Genomic DNA, 11,617 nt, shown 5'->3' with positions numbered 1-11,617 from the left:
AAAAAAACCCGCAGCTTGCGGGTTTTTTACGTGCCAGATCAGGATTTAGCGCTGCGGTACTGGCGGCAAGGCCGCCACCGCCAGCAAGGCGAACGGCCCCAGGAACAGGCCGATGCCGAACCACACGCCGCCGTGCCGGCCGCGCCATTTGGCCAGCAGCCAGGTAGCAATCGCAAACAAAAACATGAACGTCAACAGTATCGCCATTGCCACTCCTTGTCAGGACTGAAAGACCGAGAATAACCCACGGACTCGTCCGTGGCTACCCTTGAAGGCAATTTAACGCTGCACGTGCATCATGATGACGCGCTTGGTGCCGCCATCGGCTGGCGGCGTGTTCGCCGGCGGCGCCGGCGTATCGCAGGAACCGCAGGAACCGCAACCGCTGCCACAGCCTGGCGCGACCTTGAACAGCTTCGACATCTTCGCCTCATCAAGGCCGCAGCGCACCAGGCCACGCACGATGGCGCGGCGCACGCCGGCCGGCAAATACTTGGTCGAAAAATGCAGCAAGGCGGCTGCGACGATCAGGGCGACAATAATGGTTTGCCACATAATTAGCTCCTAGGCTCCAAACATGAGGGCGACGCGGTAGGTAATGAAGGACGCGCCGTAGGCCAGCGCAAACATATAGCCGGCCATGATCAGCGGATAGCGCCAGCCGCCCGTTTCGCGCTTGACCACCGACAAGGTCGACAGGCACTGCGGCGCAAATACATACCAGGCCAGCAGCGACAAGGCGGTAGACAGTGGCCACGATTGGGAAATCAAGGGGCTCAGTGCGGTGGCCAGCGAGTCGCCCGTTTGCGACAGCGCATACACGGTGCCCAGGGCGCCGACCGCCACTTCGCGCGCGGCCATGCCCGGCACCAACGCAATGCAGATTTGCCAGTTGAAGCCGATAGGCGCGAAGATCACTTCCAGGCCGCGGCCCAGGATGCCGGCCATGCTGTAGTAGATAGGCGGATGGGTGGCGTGCTCCGGCGCGCCAGGGAAGGTGCTGAGGAACCACAGGATGATCATCAACGTCAGGATGATGGTACCGACGCGCGTCAGGAAAATCTTGGCGCGTTCCCACAGGCTGACCGCCAGGTTGCGCAGATGCGGCCAGTGATAGCTGGGCAGCTCCAGCAACAGCGCTTGCTTGCCGCTGCTGCCCATACCGCGCTTCATGATCCAGGCCACGGCCATGGCCGACACGATGCCGGCGAAGTACAGCGTAAACAGCACCAGACCTTGCAGGCTCAGGAAACCCCACACTTCGCGTTCGGGAATAAAGGCGGCGATGATCAGCGCATACACGGGCAGGCGCGCGGAACAGGTCATCAGGGGCGCGATCATGATGGTGACCAGGCGGTCGCGCGGATTCTGGATGGTGCGCGCCGCCATCACGCCGGGAATCGCGCAGGCAAAGCTCGACAGCAGCGGAATGAAGGCGCGGCCCGACAAGCCCACGCCGCCCATCATGCGGTCCAGCAAAAAGGCCGCACGTGGCAGGTAGCCGCAATCTTCGAGGCTGAGAATAAAGAAGAACAGGATCAAAATCTGCGGCAGGAATACCAGCACGCTGCCGGCGCCGCCGATCACGCCTTCCACCAGCAAGCTCTTCAAATGACCGTCAGGCATGTTCGCCGTCAGCAGCGCGCCCAGGCGGGCCATGCCGTCGGTAATCATGTCCATCGGCGTGGCGGCCCAGGCGAATACGGCCTGGAAGATCAGAAACATCAATATCGCCAGGATGATGGGGCCGAGCACCGGGTGCAGCACCACGTTGTCGATTTTTTCCGTCAGGTTGCCGCTGTCGCGCACGTCATTGCTGACGATGGACAGGATGCGGCGCACTTCGCGCTGGGTTTCTTCGACCGTAACGGTGTCGATGGCCGAGAGCGGCTTGGCGTCCACCTGCGGCAGCGGCAGCATGGCGTCGATCGCGTCGAGCAGGGTCTTTTCGCCATCGTGCTGCACCGCGACCGTTTCCACTACCGGCATGCCCAGTTCCTCGGACAGGCGGGCCGCGTCAATAACCATGCCGCGCTTGCGCGCCACGTCGGTCATGTTCAGCGACAGCAGCATTGGCAGGCCCAGGCGCTGTACTTCCAGTACCAGGCGCAGGTTCAGGCGCAAATTGGTGGCGTCGACCACGCAGATGATGGCGTCGGGACGGGGGTCGCCCTTGCGCATACCACCGACCACGTCGCGCGTGATTGCTTCATCGGGAGTGGTGGCGGACAGGCTGTAAGCGCCTGGCAAGTCGAGTATGCGCACCGGCTTGCCGGCGGGCGAGGTGAAATGGCCTTCCTTGCGTTCGATGGTCACGCCGGCGTAGTTCGCCACTTTCTGGCGCGCGCCCGTCAAACGGTTGAACAGGGCAGTCTTGCCGCAGTTCGGATTGCCCAGCAGGGCGATTTGTGGATGCTGCGGCGATTTCTGTACACCTGATCCTATGCTAGTTTCTACGGCACCCATATTTATTCCGGTTGAAGCAACGGTTGAATCGTAATCAGCGCGGCCTCGAAGCGGCGCAGTGCGAAGGTGGCATTACCGACCTTGATGGCGAGCGGATCGCCACCGGGAATACCGCGCTTGAGCATGCGGATATGTTCGCCGGGAACGAATCCCAGCTCCATCAAGCGCCGGGCCAGGTCGACCCCGCCCTCCATCTGGTCTGCCGCGACGGGCGTGATATGCAACACGGTGCCGCTCTGGCCGACTGCCAGTGCATCGAGCGTCATCAGGGGTGGGACTTGAGTCATGGGCCATTCCGTTCATATAGAGGGGTATTCCATCGCCTGTTGTGGTGTTGTGGAATACCGACAACCGGGCCAGCGCAAAGTATGCAGGCACCGACCGTGCAAAACAATACCAGCATTATAAACATGAATGCGAATTGTTTTTATTTACGGGCAGGATCGCCATTTCATAGGAGAAACCTCTTGCAAGCCTGCAAACATGCGGCGCGCCCCCTCGATTCCATGCCATCCCCCGGCCCTGTTTTTGAGCGTGCAATGCATCAAATCGCTTGCAAAGTTCTGTTCTTTGCGAGACAATGAAACGTAATGATAATGATTCTCATTAAAACCATAGCAACAGTTCCTTAAAGCATTAAGTTCTTCCCGTAATGCAATTAAGTCAAATCTAGCCAGAAGGTGCATCAATGATTGTATGTGTCTGCAACAACATATCTGATCGTGAAATCCGTCAAGCCGTCGATCTTGGCCTGTCCACCATGGCCGAATTACGGCGTAACTTGGGCGTGGCCACCTGCTGTGGCAAATGCCATACCTGTGCGCGGGAAGTGCTCAAAGACCATCTGGATGCGACTGCCGTGCTGCGCGAAACCGTAATTTCGCGCGCCGTCCTGACCACTTAAACAAGAAAGCGATGAACGCCATGACGATGATGCCACCACCCGTAACGGTGCAGGCTGTGCAACAATTTGCCACCTTCGACAAGAAGCGCAGCAAGCTGGTGCCCCTGATGGCTATCCTCGCCCTGCATATCGCCGGCTTCTATGCGATTCAAAGCGGTTTGCTGAGCCGCGTGGTGAGCGCAGCCATGCCCACCATTACCACCGTCAGCATCGTTGCACCACCGGCGCCGCCGACACCGCCCGCACCTGCCGTACCGAAAACCGTGGAGCTGAGCGCTCCGGTGCCACAGGCCGTCATCCCGCCGCTGCCACTGATCGCCGTGGCGCCAACCGAGCCGACGATCACGCTGCCGCAGCCGACACGCTCCGAAGCGGCGCCAGTTGCCACCACTGCACCGGCCGCGCCATCGACACCGGCGCCTTCGCCGCCTGCGCCATCCACGCCGCGCACCGTCAGCAGCGTGGAATACATCAAGCCGCCACAGCCGATCTACCCGAATCTGTCGCGCCGCCTGGGCGAGAGCGGCACCGTGGTGTTGCGCGTGCTGATCAATGAAAAAGGCTTGCCCGAGCAAATACTGATCCATAAATCGACCGGCTACAACAACCTCGATGAAGCGGGCCGCCAGGCTGCGCAACGCGCGCTGTTCAAGCCCATGATAGAAAACGGCAAGGCCGTGCCCGTGTACGTGCTGCTGCCCCTGACCTTCCAGATCAGCTAGCCCGCAAGCGCCGCCACCAGTTCTGGTGGCCCAATCGCCCAGCCAGCCCGCAAGCATTGCACCTCCGTGCCCTGCTTGCTTTTTTACGCCCTGTTTTCGTCAAGCGATTTGCTTGTTTCAAGTCTGCCAGCCTACATCCCCGGGCCAGGCAGACTTTTTTTTTCGCAGCAGATGCTGCACCAAGCTATTACAATTCCGCCCACATGCGTAAGAGATTATGATAGTGGCCGGTCAGTCCCACCGTCGCCTCCGAATCGCCATGTGCGCCTCGCACCTGCTGGATATTCTGGTCCAGCTCAAACAGCATCGACCGTTTCCAGTCATCGCGCACCATGCTTTGGGTCCACAGGAAAGAACAGATACGCTCACCGCTGGTGACGGGCAGCACCTTGTGCACGCTGCTCGACGGGTAGACGATCAAGTCGCCGGCCGGCAGCTTGACTTCATGCGTGCCATAGGAATCGACCACCACCAGCTCGCCGCCCTCGTATTCGTCCGGTTCGCTGAGGAACAGGGTAGACGAGACATCGGCGCGCATCGACTGCATGCCGCCTTTCGGCGTGCGGATGGCGCCATCGATATGCAAGCCATAATGTTCGCCGCCCGCGTAGCTGTTGAAGAACGGCGGCAGTATGCGCAACGGCAGCACGGCGGCAAAGAACAGAGGATGGGCCAGCAAGGCCCGGCTGACGATATCGCCCAGTTCCAGCGCCAGCGGCGAGCCTTCGGCCAACTGGCGGTTGCGCTTGACCTGCGCACCTTGCGCACCCACGCTGGCGCGGCCATCGACCCAGTCCGTCTGCGCCAGGCGCTGGCGAAATTGCGTCACCTGCTCTGGCGTGAGCACGCCAGGAATATGCAGCATCATCTTGCTATCCTTTGTAGAAAAATTCCCCTGTGATTATCGCATCGCGAGGGCTGGAGCAAACAGAGAAAAGGGCAAGGAAAAGAGTAGAAACCGGAGAACGCTACGCATTCATACTTGCCAAAAAGTTAGCGCAAACGCAAATGAGAATTTCCTTCATTTTCTTTAACAAATTTAAATTCGTGAAATGCGGCGAAGTACTTGAGAATGGGTTTTATTCGCACGTTATTTACGTTAAAAATACGGAAAATCGTCGTTTCAGATCAAAAACGCGCAAGATTTTGCGTTATCATGCGGGCATAGCGAGACCGGTGCACGATGCGCCGCCAGGCAGCCCATGCGCCACCCAGCAGCGGCAGCCACAGCGCCCGGTTTCATCATCAAACGCAGCACAGAACAAAGGAATTCCCATGAAGGGCGATAAAGAAGTCATCCGCTTGCTCAACGCACAGCTCACCAACGAACTGTCCGCCATCAACCAGTACTTCCTGCATGCACGCATGTACAAGCACTGGGGCCTGGAAAAACTGGGCAAGAAAGAATACGAAGAATCGATCGGCGAAATGAAACACGCCGACAAGCTGATCGACCGCATCCTGATGCTCGACGGCCTGCCTAACCTGCAAGCGCTGCACAAGCTGCTAATCGGCGAAAACACGCCGGAAATCCTGGAATGCGATCTGAAACTGGAACGCGCCGCGCACGTCACCGTCAAGGAAGGCATCGCCACCTGCGAAAAAGCCGGCGACTACGTTTCGCGCGACCTGTTCCTGATGATCCTGGAAGATACGGAAGAGCATATCGACTGGCTGGAAACGCAGATCGACCTGATAGCCAAAGTCGGCATCCAGAACTACCTGCAAAGCCAGATGGCTGTCGAGGAATAATCCCCGCAGCTTGTCAGACGTACAGAAAAAACCGGCTTTATGCCGGTTTTTTTACGCCCGCCTGTTTGTCGCCTTGAGTTTGACGAACAACACGGCCACCGCTGCGCACAGCAGCAAGGCGCCCGCCAGGCGGATCACGTTTTCCGGATTGCCACCCAGCCAGCTGTGGTAATACAGCGGCAGCGTAAAAATCTGGATGATCATCGGGATCACGATGAACATATTGAAGATGCCCATGTAGACGCCCGTGCGCTCGGGCGGTATGCTGCCGGCCAGCATGATGTAGGGATTGCCCATGATGCTGGCCCACGCCAGGCCGATACCCACCATCGGTATCAGCAGCATCGCTTCGCTATGGATCAGCGGCAAACACAGCATGCCGATGCCGGCCGCCGTCAGGCAGATGCTGTGCATGATTTTCGGACCGAAACGGCGCGTGAACGGCACCAGCGCAAAGGCCGCGATAAAGGCGATGAAGTTATAAAACGCCCCCACCTGCCCTGTCAGCAAACCCGCGTCGCGAAAGCCCTGCGAAGCGGGATCGGTGGTGTGGAACATGGTGGTCGACAGCGACAGCGTGATGTACTGCCAATAGCAAAACAGCGCATACCACTGGAACAGTTTCACCACTGCCAGCTGCTTCATGGTCGGTGGCATTTCACGCACGGCCAGCACGATATCGCCCAGCATATGGCGCCAGCCCGGCGGCCGCGCGCGTATCTCTTGCAGTTCGTCCGGCGTCAACGGGTGTTCCGGCGTGGTCTTCAAAGTCCACAACACCGAGGCGATCGAAAAGAAGGCGCCTATCATGAAGGCGACGATCACGATATGCGGTATGTGGCTGCTGTTGACGGCATCCTTGTTCATGCCGAACACCACCAGCAACGATGGCGTCAGATAGGCCAGCGTCTGCCCCAGTCCCGTAAAGGCGCTCTGGGTCAGAAAGCCGATCGAGTGCTGTTTTTTATCGAGCTTGTCGCTGACGAAAGCGCGGTACGGCTCCATCGTCACATTGTTGGCCGCGTCGAGTATCCACAGCAGGCTGGCCGCCATCCACAGGGTCGGGCTGAAGGGCATGGCAAGCAGGCCGAGGCTGCACAGAATGGCGCCGATCAGGAAATACGGCGTGCGCCGGCCCCAGCGCGTGACGGTACGGTCGCTCATGGCGCCGATAATCGGCTGCACCAGCAAGCCCGTCATGGGACCGGCCAGCCACAGATAGGGCAGGCTGGCCGCATCGGCGCCCAGGTAGTTATAGATCGGGCTCATGCTGCTTTGCTGCAGCCCAAAACTGAACTGGATGCCGAAGAATCCGATGTTCATATTGACGATCTGCCAGAACGACAGATGCGGTTTGTGCAGCGTCGTCGTATATCCCTTGGCGCTCATATGGTTCCCGATAGATTAAACGGTACGCTCAAGCCACAGCATAGCCCATGGTGGCAAGCTCACCTTACCGCTGACTTCCACGCCACTGACGCCATCGCGCCAGCGGCCCTCAGGCAAGTCGCACGCCACGCTGTCGCCGCTGAAATTACTCAGGTTCAGGAAGTCTGGCCCGCGCATCAATGCCAGCACGGCGCCATCACTGGAAGGCAGCAAGGTGCGCGGTGCACCGGCAGCCAGCGCATCGTGCCGGCTGCGCAAGGCGATCAGTTGGCGCAGACCTGAAAATAATCGTCCCGTGACGCTGCCGCTGTCGTGGCGCAAAGCCAGCAGGCTGTCGTCAAACGGCGGGCGCTGCAGCCAGCGGCTATCCATGGCGCGGTCGGGCCGCTTGATATAGGAATAGTCATTCGTCATGCCCAGCTCATCGCCCATGTACAGCATCGGCAAGGCGCCAAAACTGAGCGCCAGGCCATGCAGCAGCAGCAAACGGCGCAGGGCGAATTCGGTCTGCTGCGTATCGGCTGCGCTTTCCAGCCCCGTCAGCGAGGCGGCCATGCCATTGCTGCCATGCGCCTTATCCAAGCTGCTGCTCTGGAAGGCATCGCCGCGCGCATAACTGCCATTGGCGCCCGCGAAAAAGCTGGCGATGCGCGCCAGGCGCGCCGGGCGCGCCGGGCCATTTTCTCCCGCTTCATTCAAGAGCACGTTCCAGCCGATGTCGTCGTGGCAGCGCACATAACTGAGCCAGCATGCCGAGGGCGGCAGCGCTGGCGTGGCACGCACCACTGCGCGCAGCAAGTCCGTATTCTGTTCGGCCAGCGCGCCCCAGCCGGCCGCCATCAGGCTGCTGTGGTAGGCGATATGGCATTCAGGCGCGCCACCGTTACCCTCGCTGCCAAAATACGCAGGCAGTTTCGGCGTGGCCACGATGGCTTCGGCCTTCATCAACACGCCCGGCGCAACGATATCGACGATGGCGCGCATGGCTTGCAGCAGCCAATGCGCTTCCGGCTGGTTCATGCAGTCCGTACCCTCGCGCTTCCACAAAAAGGCGGTGGAATCGAGGCGAAATACTTCCACGCCCCGGTTGGCCAGGCCCAGCATGGCGCATATCATGGCCGTAAATACGGCGGGGTTGGCGTAGTTCAGATCCCATTGATATGGGTAGAACGTGGTCCAGACCCAGCGCTGCAGCGAGCCATCGAAAGTGAAATTGCCGGGCGCCGCCTGCGGGAATATCTGGCCCAGGGTTGCTTCATAGCGGTCCGGCATGTCGCGGTCCGGGTAGGTGTGGAAGAATTCGCGCAGCAGCGGATCGCCCTGCTTTGCACCCAGCGCCCAGGCATGGTCATCAGCCACGTGGTTCAAAATCAGGTCTGAACACAGGCTGATGCCGGACTCGCGCAACTGCGCCGTCAATGCCTCCAGGTCCGCATTGCTGCCCAGTTCAGGATCGACTTCATCGAAACTGGCCACCGCAAAGCCGCCATCGCTTTCGCCGGCACGCGGCCGCAGGAATGGCAGCAGATGCAGGTACGTCACGCCCAGTTCGCGCAAGTGCGGGATGCGCTCCGCCACGCCATTCAGGTTGCCGCCGAAGCGCTGCACATACGTGCTGTAGCCCAGCATGGACTGGCTGGCAAACCAGTCTGGCTGGAGCAGCCGTTCGGCATCGAGCTGCAGCAACACCGCCGGACGGGCCGCATGCAGCCGGCCCAGGCTTTCCATCAGGTCGCAAAACCAGGGCAGGAAATCGCGGCGGCCACCATACAGCCGCGCCAGGCGCTCGAACAGCACGGTTTCGTGCCGCGCGTAGCGGCGCGCCGCCTCGGCGCGCAACGCGGTGGGCAGGGGCTCCAGCAAACGCTCAAGCGGCGTCAGGTCAGACATCATAAGTACGATCCAGTGTAAAACAGGGTTTGAAACAGCGTTTAAAACGTGTATTTGAGGCTGACCTTGGCGGAACGGCCCGTGATCGAACGCGCCGCATGGCCATCGCTTTCCACTTCCGTGTAGCCGATCTTGTCGAGCAGGTTGTTGGCGCTCAGCGAGACCTGGGTTTGCGGCGTGATCTGGTAATTGATGAAGGCGTTCAGCACCTGGTAAGCAGGCAGGATGATGGTATGCGCATCGTCACCCCACGATTTACCCGTGCCGATATAGGTGGCGCCAAAGGTGGCGTTGCCCATTTCATAGGTCGGCGCCAACTGGTAGACCACCGGCGCCTGGCGGCGTGGGCTGTTGCCGATCACCGATTCATCGCCAGGGGCGGTGCCCGTGATGCGCGCATGGGTGTAGGTCAGGCCGCCCGTGATGTGGAAGGCGCCGGCGCTGTAGGCCGTTTCCAGTTCCACGCCCTTGGCGTCGTAATCGTTGGCGGTGGTGATCTGGGTGGTCGCTTCGTAATTGCTTTCCCTGGTTTTCGCCTGGAACACGGTCACGAAAGCGCTGATCGGACCCTGGCGCCATTTCACGCCGCCTTCGATCTGCTTGACGGTGTTGATGTTGACGGGCGCCGTGCCATCGAGCGGCGTGCCGAACAGGATACGGTCGGCATTGAAGGCCACGCCTTCGCTGACGCGGGCAAATACAGCCAGGTTTTTCTGCAGCTGGTAATTGCCGCCCACCGAATACGAAGTGTGGTTGAGCGCATAGTCGACTTTCTCCACCGTGCCGGGCTGATACTGCAGCGCGCCGCTCGCATTGGCGGTGGCCATATTGGCCGTGCCGCTGGCGCGCTGGCGGTCCTGGCGCACGCTGGCGTCAAAGTTCAGCGGGCCGCTTTCCCAGCCCAGGTTCAGATATGGCGAGGTGGTCTTGTAGTCGACATCGATGGCGCGCGAGCAGCAGGCGCCGAACGCTGGACCGATCAGGCCCGGCGTGGCGCTGGCCGTTTGCAGCAGTGCCGGCTTGTCGCCCGTCGCCTGCATCAGATACTGGTTGAAGTTCCAGGTCAGGCCCAGCTTCTGGTCCGACAGATACAGGCCGGCGGTGGTGGTCAGTTTGCCGCCGCTGACGTCAAACGTCTTGGCCAGCTTGGTGTCGCTCAGAGTATTGCCGGCCTTGTCGATCGAGGTGTTGAATACCACGGCGGAAAACGCGCGGCCATTGTAGGCCTGGCCTGCGGTTGGTCCGCTGGCGAAAACGTAGTTGCCGACCTGGCCGTTATCACCGGCGAAGACGCCCGTGAAGCGGCCCGAGTTTTGCGAGGTGCGGAAGTTTTCGCTGAGCTTCCAGCCATTACCCAGATTGAACGACGATTCCAGGCCGATGGAGTCGCTGCGCACGCGCAGGCCATCATTGACATTGGTGGCGCTATGGCCGTTGTCCTTGTTCAGCACCACATCGGGTACCCAGTAAGGCGAATAAAAGCTGGCCGTGCGCGGATCGATGCCGGGGATGGTGGAAATCTGGCCATTCGTCACCTGCACCGGTACCGGCAGCGCGGTCGGCGATTTGTCGTCCAGGTGCTTGAACGAGACACGCACAAAACCGTTGTCGAATTCATGCGTGATATTGCCGCGAACCTGGCCGCCGTCTTCGCTGTTCACGCCCGTGTGGCGTATGCCTTCGCCGGTGCGGTAGGAGCCGCCGATAAAGTAGCGGGTGCGGTCGGAAATCTGGCCGCCGTAATCGAAGTCGACGCGTGTTTCATCGTAGCCCACGCCACGGCTGATGCCGATGCTGCCGCCTTTATCCTGGCCATTCTTGCTGATGAAGTTGATGATGCCGCCCGGCGAGTTGGTGGCCAGGGTCGAGGCAGCGCCGCCGCGCACCACTTCCAGGTGATCGAGCGTGCCATCGATCTTGACGAAGCTGTCTGGCGTGGCGAAATTGAAGTCGCCAAATTGCAGCACCGGTAAGCCGTCTTCCTGCATTTGCACGTAGCGCGAACCGCCAGCCGAAATCGGCAAGCCGCGCACGGTGATGTTGGCATTGCCCTCGCCGCCCGACGACTCGGCGCGCAAGCCTGGCACCGCGCGCAAGACTTCCGCCGCGCTGGTGGGGGCGTTGTTGAGGATAGTGTCGAGTTCCATGGTGCTGACCGAATTACTGGACTTCATTTTCGACGCGCCCACGGCCGTGCCGGTGACGACCACACGCTCCAGGTTCAGGCCATCGGCGGGTGCGGCCGGGGCGGCGGGTGTGACGGCTGATGAGGTGTCGGTGGTTTGCTGCGCCAGTGCGGCGCCCATTTGCAGCATCGCGACTGCGACGGCCGCGGCCATGCAGCCAAGTTTGGCAATACGTGTGTCCATCTTTGTCTCCGTTGTTGTGCGCGGCCGCATCGTGGCGGCCTCTGTTATCAGTCCAGTCCGTTACGCACCGGGCGCACACGCTGAACAGTTACGCCATTATTGAACGAATGGGAATTTATTGCAAT

General features: G+C 60.4%; 11 protein-coding genes. 3 read left to right on the top strand and 8 right to left on the bottom strand.

The window, feature by feature from the left end; all coding sequences use genetic code 11:
* Nucleotides 1-45 precede the first annotated feature (45 nt).
* The 4 genes from HDE72_RS15015 to HDE72_RS15000 form a co-directional block, all read right to left on the bottom strand.
* Nucleotides 46-207, bottom strand: coding sequence for a hypothetical protein (locus tag HDE72_RS15015; protein ID WP_183742276.1), 162 nt, complete (start codon nucleotides 205-207; stop codon nucleotides 46-48).
* A 72-nt stretch (nucleotides 208-279) separates the two neighbouring features.
* Nucleotides 280-555 carry a hypothetical protein gene (locus tag HDE72_RS15010; protein WP_183742274.1) on the bottom strand — a complete coding sequence of 92 codons (276 nt, stop codon included), beginning with the start codon at nucleotides 553-555 and terminating at the stop codon, nucleotides 280-282.
* Nucleotides 556-564: 9 nt separating this feature from the next.
* A complete protein-coding gene (feoB, locus tag HDE72_RS15005) occupies nucleotides 565-2,466 on the bottom strand; it encodes a ferrous iron transporter B (protein ID WP_183742272.1) in 1,902 nt (633 codons plus the stop codon).
* A gap of 2 nt (nucleotides 2,467-2,468) precedes the next feature.
* Entirely contained in the window at nucleotides 2,469-2,753 is a 285-nt protein-coding gene (locus HDE72_RS15000; RefSeq protein WP_183681445.1) for a FeoA family protein, read from the bottom strand.
* A 401-nt stretch (nucleotides 2,754-3,154) separates the two neighbouring features.
* On the opposite strand from HDE72_RS15000, the gene HDE72_RS14995 reads away from it, so the two are divergent.
* Together HDE72_RS14995 and HDE72_RS14990 are read left to right on the top strand one after the other, a co-directional pair.
* Complete coding sequence (locus HDE72_RS14995; RefSeq protein ID WP_183742270.1) at nucleotides 3,155-3,370, top strand: (2Fe-2S)-binding protein; 216 nt, start codon at nucleotides 3,155-3,157, stop codon at nucleotides 3,368-3,370.
* A gap of 11 nt (nucleotides 3,371-3,381) precedes the next feature.
* Entirely contained in the window at nucleotides 3,382-4,092 is a 711-nt protein-coding gene (locus tag HDE72_RS14990; protein WP_260176707.1) for an energy transducer TonB, read from the top strand.
* A 187-nt stretch (nucleotides 4,093-4,279) separates the two neighbouring features.
* On the opposite strand, the gene HDE72_RS14985 is transcribed toward HDE72_RS14990, so the two are convergent.
* A complete protein-coding gene (locus HDE72_RS14985) occupies nucleotides 4,280-4,960 on the bottom strand; it encodes a Fe2+-dependent dioxygenase (RefSeq protein ID WP_183742268.1) in 681 nt (226 codons plus the stop codon).
* 407 nt (nucleotides 4,961-5,367) lie between these two features.
* Between HDE72_RS14985 and bfr the strand changes: the two genes are divergently transcribed.
* Nucleotides 5,368-5,844: a bacterioferritin gene (gene bfr, locus HDE72_RS14980; protein ID WP_183681453.1), complete on the top strand. Its 477-nt coding sequence runs from the start codon at nucleotides 5,368-5,370 to the stop codon at nucleotides 5,842-5,844.
* 51 nt (nucleotides 5,845-5,895) lie between these two features.
* On the opposite strand, the gene HDE72_RS14975 is transcribed toward bfr, so the two are convergent.
* Genes HDE72_RS14975 through HDE72_RS14965 form a run of 3 tightly spaced genes read right to left on the bottom strand, consistent with a single transcriptional unit; the run spans nucleotide 5,896 to nucleotide 11,492 of the window.
* The gene (locus HDE72_RS14975) at nucleotides 5,896-7,233 is read right to left on the bottom strand and encodes an MFS transporter (protein ID WP_183742267.1); all 1,338 of its coding nucleotides are present in this window, start codon (nucleotides 7,231-7,233) and stop codon (nucleotides 5,896-5,898) included.
* A 15-nt stretch (nucleotides 7,234-7,248) separates the two neighbouring features.
* The gene (locus tag HDE72_RS14970; RefSeq protein ID WP_260176706.1) at nucleotides 7,249-9,126 is read right to left on the bottom strand and encodes an alpha-amylase family protein; all 1,878 of its coding nucleotides are present in this window, start codon (nucleotides 9,124-9,126) and stop codon (nucleotides 7,249-7,251) included.
* 38 nt (nucleotides 9,127-9,164) lie between these two features.
* A complete protein-coding gene (locus HDE72_RS14965) occupies nucleotides 9,165-11,492 on the bottom strand; it encodes a TonB-dependent receptor domain-containing protein (RefSeq protein WP_183742265.1) in 2,328 nt (775 codons plus the stop codon).
* Nucleotides 11,493-11,617: the final 125 nt, after the last annotated feature.

It is taken from the genome of Janthinobacterium saanense (assembly GCF_014200675.1).
In the GTDB taxonomy this organism is placed as follows: domain Bacteria; phylum Pseudomonadota; class Gammaproteobacteria; order Burkholderiales; family Burkholderiaceae_D; genus Janthinobacterium.
Note: the sequence above shows the minus strand (reverse complement) of the source record. Positions and strands in the feature narration are given on the sequence as shown.